Annotated in this window: 26 protein-coding genes; 3 read left to right on the plus strand and 23 right to left on the minus strand. The window is 39.6% G+C overall.

The window, feature by feature from the left end:
• Positions 1-22 precede the first annotated feature (22 nt).
• From HMPREF1210_RS04600 to HMPREF1210_RS04640, 9 genes are all read right to left on the minus strand, one after another.
• Positions 23-1804, minus strand: a complete 1782-nt coding sequence (locus HMPREF1210_RS04600; protein WP_016427445.1) for an ATP-binding protein — start codon at positions 1802-1804, stop codon at positions 23-25.
• Complete coding sequence (locus HMPREF1210_RS04605) at positions 1797-2513, minus strand: response regulator transcription factor (RefSeq protein ID WP_016427446.1); 717 nt, start codon at positions 2511-2513, stop codon at positions 1797-1799. The genes HMPREF1210_RS04600 and HMPREF1210_RS04605 overlap by 8 nt, the downstream gene beginning before the upstream one ends.
• Positions 2514-2612: 99 nt before the next feature.
• Entirely contained in the window at positions 2613-3797 is a 1185-nt protein-coding gene (gene ccsB, locus HMPREF1210_RS04610) for a c-type cytochrome biogenesis protein CcsB (RefSeq protein ID WP_016427447.1), read from the minus strand.
• Positions 3794-5452, minus strand: coding sequence for a cytochrome c biogenesis protein ResB (locus HMPREF1210_RS04615; RefSeq protein WP_016427448.1), 1659 nt, complete (start codon positions 5450-5452; stop codon positions 3794-3796). Before HMPREF1210_RS04615 ends, ccsB begins: the two co-directional genes overlap by 4 nt.
• Before the next feature lie 12 nt (positions 5453-5464).
• Positions 5465-6001, minus strand: a complete 537-nt coding sequence (resA, locus tag HMPREF1210_RS04620) for a thiol-disulfide oxidoreductase ResA (RefSeq protein ID WP_016427449.1) — start codon at positions 5999-6001, stop codon at positions 5465-5467.
• A 160-nt stretch (positions 6002-6161) separates the two neighbouring features.
• Positions 6162-6896: a pseudouridine synthase gene (locus HMPREF1210_RS04625; protein WP_016427450.1), complete on the minus strand. Its 735-nt coding sequence runs from the start codon at positions 6894-6896 to the stop codon at positions 6162-6164.
• A 96-nt stretch (positions 6897-6992) separates the two neighbouring features.
• Entirely contained in the window at positions 6993-7988 is a 996-nt protein-coding gene (locus HMPREF1210_RS04630) for a D-alanyl-D-alanine carboxypeptidase family protein (RefSeq protein WP_016427451.1), read from the minus strand.
• A 20-nt stretch (positions 7989-8008) separates the two neighbouring features.
• Positions 8009-8584 (minus strand): SMC-Scp complex subunit ScpB, encoded by a 576-nt coding sequence (gene scpB / locus HMPREF1210_RS04635; protein WP_081637822.1) that lies wholly within the window; start codon positions 8582-8584, stop codon positions 8009-8011.
• On the minus strand, positions 8577-9356 hold the full coding sequence (locus HMPREF1210_RS04640; RefSeq protein ID WP_016427453.1) for a segregation/condensation protein A: 780 nt from the start codon (positions 9354-9356) through the stop codon (positions 8577-8579). Before HMPREF1210_RS04640 ends, scpB begins: the two co-directional genes overlap by 8 nt.
• Before the next feature lie 57 nt (positions 9357-9413).
• Here HMPREF1210_RS04640 and HMPREF1210_RS04645 point away from each other — a divergent pair, with 57 nt between their 5' ends.
• Positions 9414-9911 (plus strand): DUF309 domain-containing protein, encoded by a 498-nt coding sequence (locus tag HMPREF1210_RS04645; RefSeq protein WP_016427454.1) that lies wholly within the window; start codon positions 9414-9416, stop codon positions 9909-9911.
• On the opposite strand, the gene HMPREF1210_RS04650 is transcribed toward HMPREF1210_RS04645, so the two are convergent.
• The 13 genes from HMPREF1210_RS04650 to HMPREF1210_RS04710 all read right to left on the minus strand — a co-directional run bounded on the left by HMPREF1210_RS04650 (position 9908) and on the right by HMPREF1210_RS04710 (position 21363).
• Complete coding sequence (locus tag HMPREF1210_RS04650) at positions 9908-10273, minus strand: GNAT family N-acetyltransferase (RefSeq protein ID WP_016427455.1); 366 nt, start codon at positions 10271-10273, stop codon at positions 9908-9910. The genes HMPREF1210_RS04645 and HMPREF1210_RS04650 overlap by 4 nt on opposite strands.
• 185 nt (positions 10274-10458) lie before the next feature.
• Entirely contained in the window at positions 10459-11787 is a 1329-nt protein-coding gene (gene lysA, locus HMPREF1210_RS04655; RefSeq protein WP_016427456.1) for a diaminopimelate decarboxylase, read from the minus strand.
• Between the two features lie 78 nt (positions 11788-11865).
• Positions 11866-13320: a spore germination protein gene (locus tag HMPREF1210_RS04660; RefSeq protein WP_036659386.1), complete on the minus strand. Its 1455-nt coding sequence runs from the start codon at positions 13318-13320 to the stop codon at positions 11866-11868.
• On the minus strand, positions 13317-14099 hold the full coding sequence (locus HMPREF1210_RS04665; protein WP_016427458.1) for a SigF/SigG family RNA polymerase sporulation sigma factor: 783 nt from the start codon (positions 14097-14099) through the stop codon (positions 13317-13319). The genes HMPREF1210_RS04660 and HMPREF1210_RS04665 overlap by 4 nt, the downstream gene beginning before the upstream one ends.
• On the minus strand, positions 14096-14548 hold the full coding sequence (spoIIAB, locus tag HMPREF1210_RS04670) for an anti-sigma F factor (protein ID WP_016427459.1): 453 nt from the start codon (positions 14546-14548) through the stop codon (positions 14096-14098). Before spoIIAB ends, HMPREF1210_RS04665 begins: the two co-directional genes overlap by 4 nt.
• A complete protein-coding gene (locus tag HMPREF1210_RS04675) occupies positions 14538-14894 on the minus strand; it encodes an anti-sigma factor antagonist (protein ID WP_016427460.1) in 357 nt (118 codons plus the stop codon). The genes spoIIAB and HMPREF1210_RS04675 overlap by 11 nt, the downstream gene beginning before the upstream one ends.
• A 396-nt stretch (positions 14895-15290) precedes the next feature.
• Complete coding sequence (locus tag HMPREF1210_RS04680) at positions 15291-15860, minus strand: histidine phosphatase family protein (protein ID WP_016427461.1); 570 nt, start codon at positions 15858-15860, stop codon at positions 15291-15293.
• A 171-nt stretch (positions 15861-16031) separates the two neighbouring features.
• A complete protein-coding gene (locus HMPREF1210_RS04685; RefSeq protein WP_016427462.1) occupies positions 16032-17336 on the minus strand; it encodes a pyrimidine-nucleoside phosphorylase in 1305 nt (434 codons plus the stop codon).
• Between the two features lie 17 nt (positions 17337-17353).
• Entirely contained in the window at positions 17354-18538 is a 1185-nt protein-coding gene (gene deoB, locus HMPREF1210_RS04690) for a phosphopentomutase (RefSeq protein WP_016427463.1), read from the minus strand.
• A gap of 83 nt (positions 18539-18621) precedes the next feature.
• Positions 18622-19524, minus strand: coding sequence for a site-specific tyrosine recombinase XerD (gene xerD / locus HMPREF1210_RS04695; RefSeq protein ID WP_016427464.1), 903 nt, complete (start codon positions 19522-19524; stop codon positions 18622-18624).
• A gap of 155 nt (positions 19525-19679) precedes the next feature.
• Positions 19680-20144, minus strand: coding sequence for a Fur family transcriptional regulator (locus HMPREF1210_RS04700; RefSeq protein WP_016427465.1), 465 nt, complete (start codon positions 20142-20144; stop codon positions 19680-19682).
• A gap of 100 nt (positions 20145-20244) precedes the next feature.
• Positions 20245-20760: a hypothetical protein gene (locus HMPREF1210_RS04705; RefSeq protein ID WP_016427466.1), complete on the minus strand. Its 516-nt coding sequence runs from the start codon at positions 20758-20760 to the stop codon at positions 20245-20247.
• A gap of 54 nt (positions 20761-20814) precedes the next feature.
• Positions 20815-21363: an NUDIX domain-containing protein gene (locus HMPREF1210_RS04710; RefSeq protein ID WP_016427467.1), complete on the minus strand. Its 549-nt coding sequence runs from the start codon at positions 21361-21363 to the stop codon at positions 20815-20817.
• A gap of 70 nt (positions 21364-21433) precedes the next feature.
• Here HMPREF1210_RS04710 and HMPREF1210_RS04715 point away from each other — a divergent pair, with 70 nt between their 5' ends.
• Together HMPREF1210_RS04715 and HMPREF1210_RS18175 are read left to right on the plus strand one after the other, a co-directional pair.
• Positions 21434-22336 carry an aldo/keto reductase gene (locus HMPREF1210_RS04715; RefSeq protein ID WP_016427468.1) on the plus strand — a complete coding sequence of 301 codons (903 nt, stop codon included), beginning with the start codon at positions 21434-21436 and terminating at the stop codon, positions 22334-22336.
• A gap of 89 nt (positions 22337-22425) precedes the next feature.
• Positions 22426-22572 carry a hypothetical protein gene (locus HMPREF1210_RS18175; RefSeq protein ID WP_016427469.1) on the plus strand — a complete coding sequence of 49 codons (147 nt, stop codon included), beginning with the start codon at positions 22426-22428 and terminating at the stop codon, positions 22570-22572.
• A gap of 58 nt (positions 22573-22630) precedes the next feature.
• On the opposite strand, the gene HMPREF1210_RS04720 is transcribed toward HMPREF1210_RS18175, so the two are convergent.
• On the minus strand, positions 22631-22891 hold the full coding sequence (locus HMPREF1210_RS04720) for a YqkE family protein (RefSeq protein WP_016427470.1): 261 nt from the start codon (positions 22889-22891) through the stop codon (positions 22631-22633).
• Between the last annotated feature and the right edge of the window lie 6 nt (positions 22892-22897).

The raw sequence follows: 22897 nt of genomic DNA on the forward strand, positions 1-22897 counted from the left end.
AGTCGTTACAACAAATAAAAAGTTACATTTTTTTTATTGGTAATGTAAAGGTAAATTTGGTTCCAACATTTTCTTCACTCATTACTGAAATCACACCATCATGGGCTTCCACCATATTTTTGGCAATGGCAAGACCCAAACCAGTCCCACCTTTTCCTCTTGTTCTCGATTTATCTGCTTTGTAAAAACGCTCAAACACATACGGCAGATCTTCAACTGGTATTCCCGAACCTGTGTCTTCCACGCTAATTTTCACGAATGCATTGTGTTGTTCGACACATACCGTGACTTTTCCTTCATTCGGTGTATGACGGATAGCGTTATCAATCAGATTGGTCAAAACTTGTTCAATACGATCTTCGTCCACTTCTGTAGTCAATTTCTGAGAGACGGCAGAATCGAATTTCAAATCAATGTGTGATTCCTTCGCTACTTGTGCGAATTTTTGTGTAATTCTTTCGATGACTGGGGAAACAGCAACATTCTCTTTATACAGACGCATCCTACCTGATTCCATACGGGCTAAGTCCAATAAATCAGTAACGAGCCGTCCCATGCGTTGGGATTCTTCATAAATAATTTTTATCATTTCGTCTCGTTCTTCTTCAGATGATACAACATCATCTATAATGGCTTCGCTATACCCTTGCAACATCGCAATAGGGGTTCTGAGTTCATGAGACACATTCGCTATGAAGTCAGAGCGTAATCGATCCAGTCGATGTTGTTCAGTCATATCCCGCAATACAGCAACGGCTCCCCTAATTGAATCGCCACTGTACAATGGACTGATTGTAATGGCAAAATAGCTTCCTTCCATTTCGAGTTCTTCATTAATTTCTTCTTCCATATGAAGGACATGGTCGAGCATGTGATCCATTTCAACAGGTATCGGCTGACCATTATTCGTACCCATGCGGAAAAACCATTTTTGTAACAATTTTTCAGCTTGTGGATTGCTTAGTAAAATCGTATGATCACGATTAAACGTAATGACGGCATCTGTCATCGACGTCAAAATACTGGATAGCTGTTCCTTCTCTTGATTGATCACTTCTAAATGATGCTTTAATTGTCTTCCCATCTGGTTAAATGCATTTGCCAACTGGCCAATTTCATCATTTTGATGTGAAGGAAGTTTTGTATCAAAGTTTCCTTTCGATAATTCAAATGCGGCTTCACGCATTTTACGCAGTGGTGATGTGATCCGGGTAGAAAGGAAAAAAGCAAAGAATGTCGTTAAGATAAATGCGATAAAAGCAGAGAGAAAGACGATATTCGTCGTTTCTTTTGTAGTTTTATGAATGACATCCAAGCTTTGATAAATGAATACGGCTCCATGAACTTCGTTTTCAACATTCAATGGAGAAGCCAATACGATAAATGGTTCCATTTGACTTTTATTTTGCAGAGATGGCAGCATCATTTCTTTAATGATTGGTTGTGATGATTCGAAAACATTTCCAAGCGTTTGATCTCTCATAATATATTTTTTTATTTCTTCTCCATTTTCCCCTTCATGCAAGGCAAGAGATACTTCACGCGGTTCTTTTGCAATCAGTGCATTCGTTTCTGGGCCAAGGACGTCAGAAATAATAGAGAGAGATGCATCAACATTTTCATGATCATCTACAATACGGGCAATTGTACTCGCTTCCTGCCGTAAGGATGCTTCAGCTTGCTCGCTATGATAGTTCCCTAAAAATTCAAGCATTAAGACCGTAATGATAAACAATACAAACGAAACGAGAAGCAATATGGTTACCCATAGCTTCCCGACAACGCTGTTCCATATTCTATTCATTGACAACCTCGAATTTATAGCCTACTCCCCATACAGTTACAATCATTTTTGCGGCTTTTTCGGATACACGGTTCAATTTCTCACGTAATCGTTTCACATGGGTATCGACTGTACGCAAATCACCAAAGAAATCGTAATGCCAAACTTCTTTCAGCAATTGTTCACGGTCGAACACTTTATCCGGAGCTTTCGCTAAAAAGTAAAGTAGCTCATACTCCTTCGGTGTCAAGTTCACTTCTGTTCCATCCGCTGTGACGCGATGTGCATCATGGTCAATCGTTAGATGCGGAAATACCACCAAATCTTTTGAAGAAGAGGTTGTAGTAATTGGTGAAATTGTCACGGAGCGTCTTAAGACGGCCTTAATACGAAGAACGACTTCGCGCGGGCTAAATGGTTTGACTATGTAATCATCCGCACCTAATTCAAATCCTTGAACGCGGTTTGCTTCTTCGCCTTTGGCAGTTAATAAAAGAATCGGTGTTGCTTTAAGTTCACGAAGTTCGGCAAGGACTTCCAAGCCGTCTTTCTCTGGCATCATCACATCCAACAGGATACAGTGATATTCTTTTTCAAGTGCCATTTCTAGTGCCATGGCTCCATTTTCAGCTTCGTCCACTTCATATCCTTCACGCTCTAAATACATTTTCAATAATCGACGAATGCGGTCTTCGTCATCTACAACTAAAACAGCAATATGTTCCGACATAGTGTTACCCCTCTCGTCCTGACTCTACCAATTATTGTACAATTACATGCTCTAAAATGAAAGAAAAGCCCTTCCCTCGGAAGGAAAAGGCTTGTCATTTTATGCGTATGAGTGTAACCCGGCAATAATTAGGTTAACAGCAATTAAGTTAAACATAATAATAATGAAGCCTATGACAGCCAACCATGCAGATTTTTCGCCATGCCAGCCTCGTGATAATCGAAGATGCAGGAAAGCTGCATAGAATAGCCATGTGATGAGAGCCCAAACTTCCTTCGGATCCCAACCCCAGAATCTTGACCAGGCTTCATGTGCCCAGATCATCGCAAATATCAGTGCACCAAGCGTAAACACAGGGAATCCGATGGACACAGCACGATAACCGATTTCATCCATTAACTGCGAATTGGCCTTTTGGGCAAAAGGTTTCAGAACAGCTGAAATTGGTTTGCGAATGATTAGCCTGATTAATCCATAAATAATAACCCCAAACACTAATGACCAAGTAACCGTCGTTAATTTTTTCGCATTAACAAGTGGAGGCATTTCGGCAACTGGTGCCATAGTTCCAGGTGTCAAAGACTCATACTCATTCATTCCGAATAGAGGTGGTGCATTATACGTAATTTCTTTTTCTTTTTCTTCTTTATCTACATAGCTGAATTTTGCTTCGTAATCCATCACGGTAAATGTAGTAGTTGAAGCAACAAAGCCTAATGTTAAGACGAGTGTAAACATGACCGTTTCCAACCAAAAACTTTGTTTTGATTTCTTCGTAATGTCAACATTCTTCAGTAAGTAAATCAAACCAGCCACGGCACTGATTGCTAGAATGGCTTCACCGAGTGCAGCCGTAATAACATGGACTGTTAACCAATAGCTTTTCAACGCCGGAATCAAAGGATTAATGTCGCGCGGGAACATGCTCGCATATGCAATAATGATGATTGCAATTGGTAATGCGAACAGTCCGAGTGATGGTGTCCGGTAAATGAAAAAGATTAAAATAAACGCACCAACTACCATCATGCCAAAAGCGGTTGTAAACTCAAATAAGTTACTTACCGGAGCATGTCCAGCAGCTATCCAACGAGTGATGAAGTAAGCCAAGTTTGCGATGAATCCAACAATCGTTACAATAATACCGATGCGTCCCCATCGCTTCTCAGAAGCTGATGCTTCTGACTTTGACCCTTTCACTGCTCCACCGAAAAATAATGTTGCAATCAAATAACAAACAAATGCAAAAAACAATAAATTCCCACTTATCGAGACGAGTGTCATGACGACTTCTCACCATCCTTTTTGAGCTCATGTGATTCAGAGTCCTGTTGATCCATGTATGGAGGCAGTTGTGCTACTTCCGTTAGCTGATCCAACTCTTTTTTAATAGCAAACCAGTTTTTATTCGTATGGGCAGCGACAGCAACCTGTCCATCTTTCGTTTCATGAATCCATATTCTACGGTGATTGAAGTAAGATCCTTGCGCAACCCCGATCATGAAAATCAAGCCACCTAAAGCTAAAATCCATAATGTTTTATCTTTCCGTATCGTGAGACCGGAAACATCACGCGTATCTACATTTTGGAATTCAAGTTTATATTCATTATCCCCAAGCGGCTCCACAGTTTGTTTTATCGCCACAAAACTGGTTTCCCCTTCAGGAGTTTCAGGTGTCTTCATTTCCACTAAAAATGCAGGGTTGTTCGGAACTGGAGACTTCGTTTGAGGCTCTCCCTTTTCAAATCCAGAAAAATCCGGATAATATCCTAACAATTTTACAGAAGACCCATTACCTAAATCATAAGTAGTTTTTGGATTCGTCAAATCGATGGAAAGATCACCTAAAGATTCGCCAGTCGCTTTATTTGATAGATTAAAATGCATTGTGCGAAGTTCATCCAAACGGAAGTCCATTTGATAAACAGAAAAACCTTCAAATTTCAAAGGATGATTCACCTGAATGGATTCTTTTTTCACTTCTTCAAGATTATCAGTTTGACCAGGTAATGCAGTTTCTGGTTTTTTATATAAAACTACATTTGTCTGATAGTTAGATGCAATCGTTCCGACACGATCAATAGCATCTCCGAATACTTCGTCTGATTTTTCTTTATCGTAAGTTTCAAGAATAAATTCTTTACTTTCCAAGTAATAACCAGGTGCTTCCGGAATGGCCCGTGTTTCACCTTCGCGAATCCACATCGTTTCATCCACATAGAATCCTGGTAATGCCCTCAGCATAACCCCGAACAGGAAAATAATAAGACCAACATGATTAACATAAGGACCCCATCTTGAAAAGCGACCTTTTTCCGCCAGTAACGCTCCGTCTTCTCGCTTCACGTTATAACGGAGTTCTTTTAGCTTAGCTTCACTTTTTGTAAACGTTTCTTCTATGGAACTGATGCCACCAAGAGCAAAAAGACGTTGACGTTTCATAAAGCTTTCATGTCTTTTCGTGCGTTGTTTTTTCAAAGAGTTGTATAAAGGAATAAAACGGTCCAAACTTGCAACGATAAGGGAAATACCAAGCATCCCGATTAACGTCTGGAACCACCATGAGCCATATAGATCTGATAAGCCCAATTCGTAATAGATCTTCCCAAACGTTCCATACACTCTTTCATAATAAGCGGCTATATCCGCTTCTGTTGTTGCTGGAACGTAAAGTACTTGCGGTAGAATTGTTCCGATGGCAGCTGCCACCAAAATCATGATAATAATCGTTACTCCGATTTTAACACTTGAAAAGAAGTTCCATATCTTATCAATAATCGATTTGTTGTATGTTTGCGAACGGCGTGCAGAACCTTCGTAACGCATATCCGCTAATTTTAAATCTTTTGCTTCTTTTGTGAGGGGCCGACCACAGTTCCCACATAACACTGTTCCTTCTGGATTTTCATGCCCACAAGCACAAATGATGTTGTTCATATGATTGACTCCTTAATCGGGACGTATCTGCTCCATAAAATGAGCGATGTCCTGTTCTGTCATCTCTCCGCGTACGATCTTCTCAATTTTACCTTCAGGATTGATTAACAAAGTCGTTGGAAGCGGATCAATGTTGTATGTTTCCATCACACTTTTCGTTTTATCAATAACAATCGGGAAATCCAGTCCATACTGGTCAGCAAACTGTTCTACTTCAAAATTGGATTGCGCGATGTTTACAGCCAATATTTCAACACCTTGTTCTTTAAATACTTCGTATTGACGATCCATTGCGGGCATTTCTTTTGCACACGGCTTACACCATGTACCCCAGAAATTTAGAAAGACCCCTTGTCCTTTATAATCTGACAAGCGATGCTCTTCCCCATTTAAATCCACCAAAGTGAAATCCGGTGCTTCGTCCCCAACGCCTAGAACATCCACCTTGTCTTTAGAAGCATTGTTGTAAATAGTGTAAATGATTGCTACTACCAGAACAGACAAAATCAATGTCCGTATCAAAAATCTTTTTTGTTTCGTCTGAGCCATTTTTATACCCTCCTACATGACGAAATAATCATTTATCATTATAACAAAGAAAAGCGGTTGCTAAGACCGCACATTTGAAGGGTTTGTGAACGTTTTCAGGTATTCCGAAAACCTCTAAATTATTTGTGAATAGATTTAAGCAATTTCCAATACCTACTAATTATGAACCAATTTTTCCTGTTTCAGCCATAACACGCAGTAATTTCACTTCATGGGACGTCAACTCACGTGATTCACCTGCATTAAGACCATGAAGCGTCAAGAAAGCAAAGCGTTCACGTTTCAATTTTTGCACAGGGAAACCGATGGCATCGAACATGCGACGAACTTGACGGTTTTTACCCTCATGAATCGTGATTTCAATAATTGCCTTGCTTTGTTTTGGATCAGCCGATAATAATTTGACACGGGCTGGAGCTGTCTTTCCGTCTTCTAGTACAATTCCACGTTCTAACGGTCGGAGTTGCTCTTTCACTGGGATTCCTTTAACTCGTGCAACATACGTCTTATCAATTTTGAATTTAGGATGAGTCAGCGTATATGATAAATCGCCATCATTCGTCATGATTAAAAGACCCGATGTCTCATAATCTAAACGCCCCACCGGAAATAGTCGTTCTGGTATGTGCGGAAATAAATCTGCAACCGTTTTACGTCCTTTGTCATCCGTCACTGCCGAAATAATTCCTCTTGGTTTATATAATAAATAATAAACCTTTTGCTCTTTTTCCAACTTCACGCCATCTACTTCAACTGTATCTGATGCAGATACTTTTGTTCCAAGTTCTTTGACAACTTGTCCATTCACTTTCACTTTTCCTTCTAAAATCAGTTGCTCGGATTTTCTTCGTGACGCAACCCCAGCATGTGCTAACATTTTTTGTAATCTTTCCATACTTTCACCTCATCGTCGATTCCTATACTCTTTAAAAATTATGTCACACTTTCGCTCAAAACAAAAGAAGACCGCTTATTTAATAAGCAGTCTTCGTCATTCATTCCGCTCAATATGTACTTTTTTTGTAAGTATGGTTTTCCCGTTTATTTGTACTTCCCATTTTGCCATCTTTTGAGACGCTTTCGCCCGATTCAAAACGACAAGATGCGAAACTTGTTCATCTTTGTGTTTTAGAATGTAGGCTGACTTGTCAGCTTTCATCACCAATCCACCTGGTAAATCATATGAGCCTTTTTTAATGACTTGAACTCTATCATATTGTGCAAAGACGTTCTCTGCAAGTTGCATGTGCATTTGCCAATCATTCGATTGGTTCAATGTAACAACAATCACTTCTTCGTCTCCATCTTTGAAATACGTTGCAAGTGTTCTACCTGCTGTTTTCGTAAATCCTGTTTTCCCGGCAATCGCTTTCGTTTCCAAGCGAACGAGCTTATGTTTGTTATCCCAGTACTTCCCGTCTTGTTTGAAATGGGGTGCAGTTAAGATCGGTTTGAGTTCTTTATTCTCCATTGCGATTTTCAACATAAGAGCTGTGTCATAAGCGGTAGATAAGTGTTCCTCGTGGTGTAATCCTGATGGGTTTTCAAAGTGTGTATCTTTTAATCCCATAATTTTTGCTTTTTCATTCATCAATTTAACGAAGCCTTCAACTGATCCTCCTGCATGCTCTGCTAGAGCAACTGCTGCATCGTTACCAGACCTCAGCATTAATCCATAAAGCAATACATCAACGGCTGTTTCTTCTCCATTTTTAAGATAAATGGATGAACCTTCTTGCGATGTGGCTACAGGAGAAATTTTGACCTTTTCTTTTAAATCTACTTCATCCGCCACGACAACCGCTGTCCACATTTTTGTTAAGCTGGCAATCGGCATTTTTTGGTCTTCACCACTTCCTGCCAATAACCGTCCTGTCTTCGCATCAATTACTGCATAAGCAGATCCCTGCGCCTCAGATAATCGAGGGTACAACAGACTTACACCTACCAGGAGAATCACTAACAATATCAACCATTTATTTCGCAACCAGCAGCACCTTTCGCTTCTTATTCTTGTTGTTCCCCAAAAGCTTCCTGGAACTTTGTCATGAATAAATCTGTTTGGTCATCATCTTCCGTCCCTTGTGTTTCCGGTAACGGCGGCAACTCATTCATATCATTTAATCCAAATACATTTAAAAACTCTTTCGTGGTACCGTACAGGATGGCACGCCCTGTACCTTCAGCTCGACCGACTTCCTGAATCAGACCTTTAAGGCTTAACGTGTGTAATGGTCTTTCACTCTTCACGCCCCGTAAGTCTTCAATCTCGATTCGTGTAATCGGTTGTTTGTAGGCAACAATCGCCAACACTTCCAATGAAGCCTGTGAAAGAGGTTGATTCGTTGGGTTTTCAACGAGACGTTGAATGGTTTCTGCGTTTTGTTTTTTTGAAATTAGTTGATATGTACCGGCTAATTCTTTTAATTCAATTCCGCGGTTTTTGGATTTTGTATAGTCATCCTGTAATTTCTCTAATGCTTCTTTTACCTCTATAGATGTTGCACCAGTTAAATTTTCAATCTGTTTACTTGATAACCCTTCGTCTCCTGTGACAAAAAGTAAACTTTCAATTCTACTCATCAATAGGCTCAAAAGATTCTTCCTCCCATCGATCATTTATTAGATTAACTGTCAGATCATCAAAATTCTGACGTTGTTCGACCATTACCATTTGTCTTTTCATAAGTTCCAGCAAAGATAAAAATGTGACAACCAGAGTTGGTTTGTCTTCTGATGGAAAAAGTTCTGAAAAAGAACAACTTCCGCCTCGGGATTTCAAAGTCTTGAAGACACTTTTCATTTGGTCCTTAATGGATAGTTCTTGTCGAGTAATTTTGGTGGCAAGCGGGGCTTTCAATCGTTTCCTTCTCAGCATTTTCTGAAAAGCACCCAACATGTCATAGACATTCAAAGGATCATCAAATGCAGTTAATTGTTGAGTTGGCTGATAGTCGGTCAAGTCACTTGGTGCTCTTGTAAAGACTTGTGCTCTTTGTTCTTCTAATTGCTGCAGATTCTCAGCTGCTTCTTTATACTTCCGATACTCAATCAGACGATTCACCAATTCTTCCCTTGGGTCATTCATATCAAGGGCAAGTTCGTCATCATCCAATTCACCTTCGTGAATCGGAAGCAGCATTTTACTTTTGATTGCAAGCAGGGATGCGGCCATTACTAAATATTCACTTGCTTCATTCAATTCAAGCACTTGCATAGCACGAATATGTTCCATGTACTGTAAAGTTAAATCAGCCATTGGAATATCATATATATCAATTTCCAAACGATGGATTAAGTGCAATAATAAATCGAGAGGACCTTCAAAAGCGTCCAATTTTACTTCATAAGACATGTTAAGATCACCCGATCAAATAGATTCAAATTTTAGTATAGAGGAAGTGTGAGAAGAATGCATCCGTTGTTTCACCCACTTTTTGTGCAGTTTGTCATATATTTTAATGAGCACGAGGATTTTTTTGAATGCCACGAAGTGTTGGAAGAATACTGGAAAGAAATTGCACCGAAAGATAAAACACATCCGCTTACTGCTTGGATTTTGCTCTCGACAGGAATGTATCACTGGCGAAGGGGTAATTTCAATGGCGCGAAAAGATCACTGGCCAAATCATACGATCGTTTCCATCTGAATGGTACGAGTGCTTTTTATGAAGGCATTAACTTTTCAAGACTTATCGTGAATTTGGAACAATCACTAGAATCCATTGAAAATAATACATCTTTTCAGCCATTTAAAATACAAGTCGATTCATCTGAGTTATCATCAGCCATCCTACAACAACCAGCATTAGAAGCACTAACAGGTGATCAACTCATACACAAGCATATGCTCCGGGATCGTTCAGAAATACTTAATGCCCGTGAAGAAAAAAGAAGGAACAGACATTAAATGTCTGTTCCTTCTTGCTGGATTGTGCACTTATCTATGAATGGTTTTGTCGATTCAGCAGCCTTTATTTCTGTACATGGAAGGAAATTTTGCACTTTGGATACCATTTCTTTTCCAATCCCTTCACCTCTAAATGAAGGTGAAACAGTTATATGCTGAATCAAACACTCTGTATCTGTAGTTTCTATGCCAATCAAGCCCACAAAATCTTCCTCTTTTTTCCACATAAACAAATGCCAGTTCGGATTATTTTCATAGGTTTGAATGGTTTCTTGTAATTTTTTTAAATCTTTTTCTTGTGGCATAAACGACAGGAGACCCATCGCAATTTTTTCACATATTTTTTTATATCGTACTAACATAATAAATCCCTCATTTTTGATTCCGCTTCAGCACAATGACTATCCTACATCATTTGCAATAAAACTTCAACTCGCAATCCATTATTTAACAGTTTATTGGTTCGGTGCAATAAATATCCAATAAAGAACTCCCCAAACAATACTTATTAATAGGATAAATAAATATAATTTGTTATTGTTTCTTTTCATGAGTGTGCACCTACCGTCTCATCTTGTAAAGAACAATCCAACTTTACGAGATCTTCATAAGTTTCTCTCTTAATGACAATGCGATGATTGCCCTCCTCCACGAACACGACAGCGGGTCTAGGAAGCCTGTTATAATTGCTGGCCATCGAATATCCGTATGCCCCTGTGCAGAATACAGCGAGTATATCTCCCGCTTCTACTATTGGCAAAGAAATGTCTTCGATCAGTTTATCGCCTGATTCACAACATTTACCGGCTACTGTGTAGGTTTTAGTGGCTTCAACTGTCATTTTGTTCGCAACAGCCGCATCATATTTTGCTTGATAAAGTGCAGGACGAATATTGTCTGACATTCCGCCATCTACAGCCAAGTAATTTCTGACACCCGGCACTTCTTTTTGAGATCCAATCGAATATAAAGTAGTTCCTGCGTCACCTACTAGTGAACGGCCAGGTTCAATCCAAATCTCAGGCATTGGATACTTTGCTTCGCCGATTTCAGAACGTATGGATTTAATCATGTCTTCTACATAAATTGCGGGTTGAAGTGGTTTATCTTCTTCTGTATAGCGGATGCCAAAACCGCCCCCTAAGTTTAAAACTGGGCAAACAAAGTCATAACTCTTTTTCCAGGAAAGCATTTTCCCAATTAGTTTTTTTGCTGCCAAGGAGAAAGCAACAGTATCAAAAATTTGTGAACCAATATGACAATGCATGCCTAGTAATTGAATAGATTCTTCATCTTTTACTGCATGGAACGCTTCATCTGCCTGGCCATTATTCAGATCAAAACCAAATTTTGAATCAGCTTGTCCTGTCGTGATATAGTCATGCGTATGCGCTTCAATACCTGGCGTCACACGTAATAAAATATTTACTTGTTTTTTAAGGATTTCTGTTAATCTCTTTAACTGTTCTATTTCATAAAAATTATCAACCACAATACATCCAATACCCGAATTCAATGCAAAGACTAATTCATCATCACTCTTATTATTGCCATGAAAATGAATTCGTTCCACTGGAAAACCGGCATGAATGGCTGTATACAATTCGCCTCCAGACACAACGTCCAAAGACAGTCCTTCTTCAGCTGCAAGCTGATACATTGCAATACTTGAGAAAGCCTTACTCGCATAAGCTACTTGAGCTTCAACTTGCTCACGTTCAAATGTGTGAATAAAAGCACGTGCCCGTTCTTTTATTAATGCTGTATCGTAAACAAATAATGGTGTTCCATAGTTTTTTGCTAATGTCATTGCAGAAGTTCCACCAATTGTTAAGTGACCATGTTCATCCACGGACTGTGTTCCAAATAAATGCATCTTCATCTCTCCCAGTGGTAAGTGGTTTTTCAATATAAGAACTTTACCATAGGGAAAGACTCCGATGCAATGAGTGGATTACGAACGTTTGCGCTTAGGCGAGTGAACAATGAATGGTCTGAGTGCGCCATTTGATGTAGGAAAGCGAACCAGAATGCGTGCCAATGCTTTAGGGAAAAATGGAACGAGCGGCCACAAATAAGGGACTCCCATCGGCTTAATTGAAACCAGGTACATGAAAACGAATAGGATTCCAATGAAAAAGCCATTGGACCCAAATATGACGGTAGCAATAAGCATCACATTTCGGAATAACTTGGCGGCAACACTCAATTCATAAGAAGGTAATGCAAATGTTAAAATGGCTGATACCGCTGTATATAACACTACTTCAGGAATGAAAAGTCCGACATCGATTGCAATTTGACCAATAATAATGGCCGCTACTAAGCCCATTGCCGTGGAAAGAGGTGTAGGGGTATGAATGGCTGCTAGCCTCAAAAATTCAAGACCTAAATCAGCGATCACGATTTGAAGAAAAAGCGGGACCTCTCCATTCTCTTTTGGACCAATGTAGGAAAGAAACTCAGGGACTCGATCTGGTTCCACCACTAATAAATACCAGAAAGGCAAAAGTGTTAAACTCAGGAAAAATCCCGAGAAGCGAAGTATGCGGACAAACGTTCCTATCAAAGGAGCTTGTCGATATTCTTCTGCATGTTGCAAATGATGAAAAATCGTTGTTGGAACTAAAATTACGGAAGGAGAGGTGTCCACGATAATCGCAATATGACCTTCCAATAAATGAGCTGCACATGTATCAGCACGTTCTGTATAGCGGACAAATGGGACAGGATGGAACTTTTGCTTGAATATCCATTCTTCTAGCGACTTGTCTGTCATTGTCAACCCATCGTGATGGATTTTTTTCATACGTTTGCGGATATAATCGATATGCTGTTCATTCGCTACACCTTTAATAAAAGCGATGACCGTATCCGTTTGACCACGAGTGGAAAGCTTTGTTAATTCGAAGCGAAGCGAGACATCCCGGATTCTTCTTCGAATTAATGCCGTATTTTGTAAAATATTTTCCGTGAAGCCATCACGAGATCCGCGAATGACTTTTTCATTATCAGGCTCATCGGGTTGTCTTCCTGGATATGAACGAACATCGATTGTGAAAACATAACCACCAGATGTTACAATACCAAGCTGTCCACTTAAAATTGCGGACAGCCAGGCATCTTTAGAGTCATAGATTGTGACTGAATGATATGGAAAATAACTATTCATTGCTTCAATTTCATGAATCTCTAATTTATGTTTCACTTGAGATGTCGTGCTCTGTGTTAACGTCAAAATTTGTGTAAGCGTCGTAGAATCAATCAACCCATTCATATAGACAAATAATGATGGTATTGACCAAACGTGTGCGTTTTTGACACCAACATCGAAGCTTTCTCCCTTTCCAAACTTGGAATACACAAAGGATTCAGCATCCTGGATATTGGCAAAAAGTGACTTATCTATTGAGATCCATCCTTTAATGTCGCCTGTTTAGGCATCATCCAACTTTTCAGTTGCTTAAGTATTTTCTTTTCCAACCTGGAAACTTGCACTTGTGAAATACCGAGTCTTTCCGCAATATCACTTTGCGTACAGTCCAAGTAGTAGCGTAAATAGATAATCATTTGTTCCCTTTTTCCGAGTTTCGATAAAATATCTCGCAATGGAATGTGATCAAACGAGCGCTCCGAACGTTCGTCTCTTAATTGATCCATCAGAGTTAAGGCGTCCCCTTCACTTTCAAATAATTGTTCATGAAGAGAAGCTGGATCTCTTAATGCATCGGAAGCTAAAACCACTTCATCCATCGTCACATCAAGCGTTGTGGCAAGTTCCGACAAGGAGGGTTGGCGTTCATGTAGCCGAATAAATTCATCGGTTGCATGACGAATTTTAAAACTCAATTCCCGGATGGAACGACTTACTTTAACCATGCCGTCATCTCGCAGGAACCGTTGTATTTCCCCAATAATCATTGGAACAGCATAAGTGGAAAATTTAACTTCGTACGATAAATCGAATTTGTCGACAGATTTCATTAACCCTATACAACCGATTTGAAATAGATCCTCTAAATCCGCTCCCCGTGAAGCGAATCGTTGGACGATGGACCAGACAAGACGGGTATTTCCTTCTACCATGGTTTGTCTGGCAATTTTGTCTCCCTGTTGAGACAAAAAGATCAATTCACGCATTTTTTCTTGAGTCAACAACACGGGTTGTTGTCCGATAGGCGTCGTCATCGTTCACCTAAAACGAAGTTGGATTGTATGGGTAAAAATTCCTTCGTAAAGGTAATCGCAGTTCCTTTCTGAGGCTCTGACCATACCGACAAATGATCCGAGAAACTTTCCATAATGGTAAAGCCCATCCCGGAGCGTTCTCTCTCCGGTTTTGATGTATAAAGAGGTTCCATCGCTTGCTCGAGGTTTGGAATGCCTCTGCCTTCATCGCTGATGGTCATCGTGATTGATTGTCCATTTCTTTTGGCACGTATGGTTACGATGCCCTCCCCATCTTCTTCATATCCATGAATGATGGCGTTCGTCACTGCTTCAGAAACAATTGTTTTAAACTCAGCTAATTCATCAATGGTTGGGTCAAGAGATGCAATAAAGCTCGTCATCACCATACGTGCCAAACCTTCATTTTCACTAATGGCAATAAACGATAGCGTCATTTCATTGTCCATTTAAAATACCCCCTAACTGTGCGATTGTTTCTTCTTCTGTTGTTGGCCAAACATAGGAACCGAGACCAGAATATTGAAAGATTTTTTTCATCGTTTCAGAAGGATGTAAAATAACTGTTTGTCCATTAGTAGGGACAAAATCTCTCATTCTTCCTAAGATAAGTCCAATACCTGCACTGTCCATAAAATGTAAGTCTTGCAAGTTCCATATGATGGCGCGAAGAGTTCCTCTATAAAGAGATTGTGAAATTTCGTCACGGATTGTTTGTGTGGCATGATGGTCAAGCTCGCCCTTTAAGCGAATAATAGCTATACCATCTTCGACAAATAAAAGTTGATGTTTCATCTAGTAACTCCTCCTTTCCGTGACTATTCGAGGTGAGCTACTCCAATTCCTTGTCGTTGACAAATAAAGGTTAAACCTCTTAATTCTCGACAGAAATTGCAACATTCTATTCATTAACAGTATGGAAAATCTTTCATACATTTAAACATCAGAGAAGAAAAAAGGTTTTACTTTTTTGTAGGCATTTACGTTTTGAGCTAAAAGACACTTCCTGTGCTGAGACATGATTTCGAAATGAAAACTGAAGCATAAGGTTTTCAGTTCGCTGTGGACGCCTCATTTGCTGCACCCTGATTTAGAGAATAAAGAGGATGGGGTTGTGACTGTGTCACAACCCCATCCTCTTTTGTTAGATCACCTTGCGGCTTTGTAAAATCATTGAACTAACTTGATCCGTTAGTCTAGCAAGGAATATGTAGTACAATTCCAATGCCTTGCACTTACTTTACTTTTTCCTTCCCACCCCTTCTTCTGCAATTCCTTTGCAATTAACATATTAAAAAAACCATGTCCTACTAAAGCTATCGATTTATGCTCATGTGCATAATCAATTAGCAGTTGGACAGCCAATCCTGCCCTGTCTTTCGCCTGACGGAAAGACTCGCATTCGTTAGAATATCCACTAAACCACAGTAATCTTAAAATCACTGCCCAGATATTTGGCTTTAATCTTACATTAAATAATTTAGTTGGAATTGAAGGTAACTCTGTTTCTCTAAATAAACAATCAGAAACTATTTTCACTTTTGTATTTAATAACCTTGCTGATTCAACTGACCTTTTTAAATTGCTGGATAAAACAATTTTTGCAGTAGTTACTTTTTCAAGCGTTTCCGACGGGTATAATGACTCTTCAAACACGCCGTTAAAGTCATATTTTCCCACCCATTTCTTAAACTCCATACAAGTCATTTTATTATTTTCAGTCAGTAGTGATCTTCCATGCCGAATCAATGAAATTTCCATATACATCTCCTTGTAATAACAATGATTTTTGTACTAATAACTTGTTATTTTCTATAAAAAGATTAACCATCCTTGTTTAACCAAGCTCGATGTACGTCTATTAAAGTACACGTTAGTTTAAAAATACCATAAAAAAAGCGATCTCCGGAGAGACCGCTTTGATGATTTAGATTATTGAGTGATGATTTCTTCGATTAATTTTGGTGCTTTGGTTGGTTCTTTTGAGAACTCAATATATTTGTACAATATCTCCATAACTTTTTCTACATTTTGAGTGTTAGAGTGGATTGTTGCAAGGGACTCGCCCTCTTTAACAGAGTCGCCAACTTTTTTGTGAAGAACGATGCCGACTGCCAAATCAATTTCAGATTCTTTTGTCGCACGTCCCGCTCCAAGAATCATAGCAGCTGTACCAATTTCGTCAGCTTCAATGAAAGAGATATATCCGCTTTCTTTTGAAGGGACTTCAAACGTATATTGAGCTTGTGGCAACAATTCTGGTGAGTCTACAACTGCTGGATTTCCACCTTGACCTTCAATGAAATTTTTCAGGATTTCAATCGCTGATCCATTTTCAATCACTTCAAGAAGCATACCGCGTGCTTCTTCCAAATCTTTTGCTTTGCCACCGACCACGACCATTTGACTTCCTAGGACCATGCATAGTTCTGTTAAATCTTCAGGACCTTTACCGCGAAGTGTATCAATCGCTTCTTTCACTTCTAGTGAATTACCAATCGCAAACCCTAAAGGTTGGCTCATGTCAGAGATTATTGCCATTGTTTGGCGACCTACGTTGTTGCCGATCTGCACCATCGCTGTTGCTAGGGCACGTGCATCTTCAACAGTTTTCATGAACGCGCCTTCGCCAGTTTTCACATCAAGAACGATGGCATCTGCACCCGCTGCGATTTTCTTACTCATAATCGAGCTTGCGATTAACGGAATGCTGTTAACAGTTCCCGTAACATCACGAAGCGCATATAATTTTTTGTCTGCAGGAGTCAAATTACCACTTTGACCGATTACGGCAAGCTTCATTTCATTAACTTGTTTCGTAAATTGTTCAGTCGTCAATTCAACATGGAAGCCTTCAATTGCTTCTAGTTTGTCAATCGTACCACCTGTATGACCTAGGCCACGACCACTCATTTTAGCAACTGGCACACCACATGCTGCCACTAAAGGTCCAAGCACTAATGTGGTAGTGTCACCCACGCCTCCAGTTGAATGCTTATCCACTTTAATACCTTCAATGCCAGACAAGTCAATCTGATCGCCTGACTCTACCATGGCAATTGTTAAATCTGCACGTTCGCGATCGTTCATGTCCTGGAAATAAATAGCCATCATTAAAGCACTCACTTGATAATCGGGAATGCTTCCGTTTGTATATTGCTCAATGAAAAAACGAATTTCTTCAGTTGTTAATTCCACGCCATCACGTTTTTTTTCAATTAAATCAACCATTCTCATGAATATTCACCTATCCTTCAGTTTAAGTGGGAAAGGAAACTGCGGCCAAATTTAGGCATAGAAACATTAAAGTTTTCCGCAATTGTCGCCCCTATATCGGCAAATGTTTCGCTTAGTGGAAGTTCTTTGCCTTCCGTAAAGCGAGGTGAATAAGCCAGCACCGGTACAAATTCACGTGTATGATCCGTACCTGGGAAGGTAGGGTCATTTCCGTGGTCCGCTGTGATAATTAGTAATTCTTCATCTGTCAAAGCATCCAACACTTCTGGCATACGTGCATCGAAAGCTTCCAATGCTTCTCCGTAACCGATTGGATCACGACGGTGACCATACAATGCGTCAAAATCCACAAGATTCAAGAAACTGATGCCATGGAAATCTCTTTTCACGACTTCAGCCAACTTGTCCATTCCGTCCATATTATCTTTTGTACGCAATGACTCAGTTACACCTTCATTGTTGTAAATATCCGAGATTTTACCAATAGCAATCACATCATAATTTGCATCTTTTAATTCGTTCATCACTGTACGTTCAAACGGTTTCAACGCATAGTCATGACGATTCGTTGTACGCTTGAATTCGCCAGGTTGTCCGATGAATGGACGTGCAATAACGCGTCCTACTAAAAATTCGGGTTCAAGTGTTAATTCGCGTGCAATTTCACAGATTTTATATAGTTCTTCTAAAGGGATAATTTCTTCGTGAGCAGCAATTTGCAATACTGGATCTGCAGATGTATAAACGATAATTGCACCTGTTTCCATATGCTCTTGTCCTAACTCGTCCAAGATTTCCGTACCACTTGCTGGTTTATTGCCAATGACTTTACGTCCTGTCTTTTCTTCCAAAGCATTGATTAATTCATCAGGGAATCCGTCTGGGTACACTTTAAACGGTTGATTAATGTTAAGTCCCATGATTTCCCAGTGACCTGTCATTGTATCTTTACCTACTGACGCTTCCTGCATTTTTCCATAATGAGATGAAGGAATCGTTACAGGCTGAATACCTTGGAATGGACGAATATTGGAAAGTCCCATTTTTTCAAGGTTTGGCATGTTCAAGCCATTCATTTTTTCTGCAATATGTCCCAGTGTATCGGAACCTGTGTCTCCGAAAGATTGGGCATCTGGTGCTTCGCCAATTCCAACGGAGTCTAGAACAACTAAGTGAATGCGTTTAAATGATTTATGTGTCATACATATCCTCCTTCAACTTCTACTCATATCTTATCAAACGTTTGGAAAAAATACACGTCAGACTTCTGACGAATTAAGTCGAATTATGCGCGCGGATGAAATTGTTTATACACATCTTTCAAACGGGTTTTACTGACATGCGTATAAATCTGAGTCGTCGAGATGTCTGCATGTCCTAGCATTTCCTGTACAGCGCGTAAATCTGCTCCATTTTCAATTAAATGTGTGGCAAATGAGTGGCGCATAGTATGAGGCGTAATATCATTTTGAATGCCCGCTTGTATAGAGTATTCTTTCATAAGCTTCCAGACCCCTTGTCTGGTCAATCCTTTTCCTCGCTGGTTAACAAAAATAACGTCGGTGCGATGTGTTGGTTTAATCAGTTTTGGACGACCTTCTTTTAAATATTGTTCACATGCTGCCAGTGCTGTTCGTCCAAGAGGAATGATTCTCTCTTTTCCGCCTTTACCGAAGCATCGAACAAATCCCATCGTTAAATGTAAATCTTCCATATTTAATGTAATACATTCACTAATCCGCATTCCCGTCCCGTAAAGAATCTCGAGCAATGCACGATCCCGTAGCCCTTGAGGTTTCCCCAAGTTGGGTGCCGCAATCAATTCCTCTACTTCTTCAATTGACAATATTTTCGGAAGTGTACGATCCATTTGTGGCATTTCCAAGTGGACCGAGGGATCTGAACCGGATACTTTTTCCCGCAGTAAAAACTGATGGAATGACCGGATTGACGAAATATGACGGGCTAATGTTCGCGAAGATTTACCACTCGTCTTTAACGATTGCAAGTGTGAAAGAATATGAATTCGCTCGACGTCGTTCAAAGTGGATAATTGCTGTACTTTAGAAAGGTCCTTAATATATGCAAGTAAATCTCGTTCGTACGAAGTTAAAGTATTGGTTGATAATTGTCTTTCTACACGTAGAAAATGAAGATAATCTGCGACTGCATCTTGCATTTCTTTCATAATGATACCTCCCTGTAAAAACACTTTTATGTATATATATGGACAATATATTTTTATTAATGAAAACATAAAAAAGGATAGCAATTCTGCCATCCTTTTGTTTTACAGTATAACATGTCTGTGTCGAGCTAGAAGCGATGTTTTCCGCTTTTCTGTTACTCAGACTCCTCTTTTTCATCCTGGGTATCGTGGCAGCGCCAACAAATACCATGGAACGTCAACCTGTGGTCTTTAATACGGAAATTCCATCTTTTTTCAACAACGACTTCCACATCTTCCAGCAAGTCCTCCTGGATTTCATCTACAGCTCCACATTCAATACATACGAGATGGTGATGGAAGTGTGCTGCACCTTCCTGACGCAAGTCGTATCTTGAAACGCCGTCTCCAAAGTTAATTTTATCGACAACTTTTAATTCGGTAAGAAGTTCAAGCGTTCGATATACTGTTGCAAGTCCAATATCAGGTGCTTTATTTTTAACGAGAAGATATACATCTTCTGCGCTCAGATGATCTTCTTCATTTTCAAGAAGCACTCTAACTGTCGCTTCACGCTGTGGCGTCAGTTTATAGCTCGCACCATGAAGCTGCTTTTTTATCCGGTCAATACGGCTCTCCATGTGACGCCCCCCCAAACTTCCTTCATTATACCAAATTGGTCTTTCCCTTTACAAGATAGAGAAAGTTATCCACATGATAATAATTATAATCTAAAATTGATTATAAACCATGAATATAAGGAAGGACAAACAATTCAAGTCCAATTAATACAAAATAGATTAGACTTAGTACGCCTATACCTTTAAAACTGCGGGCTTGTTTGAATTGATTATACGATGGTGGTGGGACAAGTAAAAATCCAATCAGTAGTAATAAAGAACAATAAATTAACTGGAATGGGAACCACCATAATGCATATGCCCAAAATTCTGTTTCCTGTGCAATTAAAAAACCTGAGCAAATTCCCCAAAAAACAGCTCTCATTGTACCTATTAATAGAATGGTATATTTCAGGATTAAATGAGTAGCAAAAAGTAGGAATAATAAAATCGTAACGAGTTGCGGGAGAATTGAATCAAAACCACTTGGTATGTTTTCATTCAAAAGTCTTGGGTCTATCCAATGTATGACTCTTTCAACTTGATCAAAAGGCATTTTTGAATACAGCCATAACCCACCTAAATAACCGATGACTAGCAATCCTAGTAAATAAAATATTGGGAAAGAGCGAGTCAACATCTGCCACCTACCTTTCATAGAGTAGCTTATGCGTGTCCCACTATCAATCATTCATCGATTTTGTAAATATTCCTTAGCCCAAAGAACACTATATGCTGTTTTTGCATCAAAGATTTGGCCAGACTTCATCATTCCTTCTGCTTCTTCTAAGGTTGCCTCGATTATCTCAACAAACTCATCTTCATCCAGTGATGCCGCGTTTTCAATTTTTGACAATCCTTCTGCCACATATAGGTGAATAATTTCGTCTGCAAAGCCCGGAGAAGTTGCGAACGATTGAATGTGTGTCAATTTCTCACAACCGTACCCTGTTTCTTCTTCCAGTTCTCTTCTTGCCGTTACTTCCGGCTCTTCTCCTGGCTCTAGTTTCCCTGCAGGCGTCTCAATCAGAGAACGTTCGAGCGCTTTTCGATATTGCTCGACAAAGACAATTTTACCTTCGTCTGTAATCGGTACAATGGCAACCGCTCCAGGGTGTTTAACCAATTCACGCTTCGAAGTCATACCATTTGGCAATGTTACTTCATCCACTCGAAGAGAAATAACTTTCCCTTCATAAATCGGTGTTGACGATATAGATTTCTCTTCATATTTTTTCATATTTTTCGCCCTTTCTGTTTGTCTATTTTCAAAGACAATTGTACCATGTATGAAATGAGGAGGCTGACTGATGAATAAACGCGAACTTGGACAAAGTGGAATAATGGTATCGGAAATCGGACTGGGTTGTATGTCTCTTCCGACAAATCAACGTGAAGCCCAACTAATAGTGGATGCAGCCATTGAACATGGAATTACATACTTTGATACAGCGGATCTATATGATAAAGGTAAAAATGAAGATGTTGTTGGACACGCTCTGAAAGGCAAACGACAAGACATCATTTTGGCTTCGAAGGTGGGTAACAAGTGGAATGAAGATGCTTCAGGTTGGACGTGGGATTCATCAAAGTCATATATCACGTCTCAAATTAAAGAAAGTCTACAAAGGCTTCAAACCGATTATTTAGATCTATATCAATTACACGGAGGCACGATGGAAGATGATTTAGAAGAAGCAGTCGATGCTTTTGAATCTTTAAAAAAAGAAGGTTTAATTCGAGCATACGGCATTTCATCCATACGCCCGAATGTCATTCATCGTTTCCTACGTAACGGTAAAGCAAGCTCTGTCATGATGCAATACAGCATGTTAGACCGCAGACCCGAAGAATGGTTTGACATGATTGCATCACATAGTGGTTCTGTTGTCACCCGGGGTTCTCTAGCAAAAGGTCTGCTTACGCCTGATGCATTGAAACGTGCCGAAAAATCGGATGGATACGGAGAATACAAAAAAGAAGCTTTAATAGAAACACTTTCACAACTCACTCAAACCACTCAAAATCTTCATAGTGCGGCATTGGCATTTGTTCTTCAATACGACCAAGTGTCCGCTATCTTAGCTGGAGCAAGCTCAGTAAATCAATTAGTGGAAACGATGCAAGCATATCATCAGCCTATGACCCCTGAGCAACTAGCACACTTGAAGGAATACTTAAGAGCAGATATTTACAAAGACCATCGCCTTTAAAAGTCGTTATATTCTAAATCTCGCCTTTATAGATTGAAACCTACCTATTTGTTAAAACGTATACATATGGATTCAAGGAGGCGATATGAATGACTAAGTTTATTGATGACTTTGCCGGTGCACTCTATGATATCTTCAATTTTGCGTTAAGGAGTATGTGTTATTTTATCGCAGGTATGATCATCGTTGGCGTCCCTCTTTACTTAATTTCAATGATTTTTGATATTTTTAATTAAATAGTTCGCTGATGATGGCAAAACAAAAAGGACTTCAAAAATTCGAAGTCCTTTTTTCTTAAAATTTATTACCCTTCATTCCATACTCATCTAGAAGTTCAGCAAAGGATTTGTTTTTCTCTTTTTGTTTACGATCAAATTCAGCTTGCGCGAGGCGTTCTTCTTCCTGTTGACGCTCTGTATCCTGTAACTGCTTTTTAGCTAACTTCAGTTTTTCAAGCACATCCCCTTGCAGTTGATCGGACAATGTGTTGCCTGATGATTGTTCAGATCGCTCAGGTTGTCTGCGTTGTTGCTGTTGTTGTTTCTTTTTTGCCATATTTTT

The organism is Paenisporosarcina sp. HGH0030, assembly GCF_000411295.1.
Taxonomy (GTDB): Bacteria; Bacillota; Bacilli; order Bacillales_A; family Planococcaceae; genus Paenisporosarcina.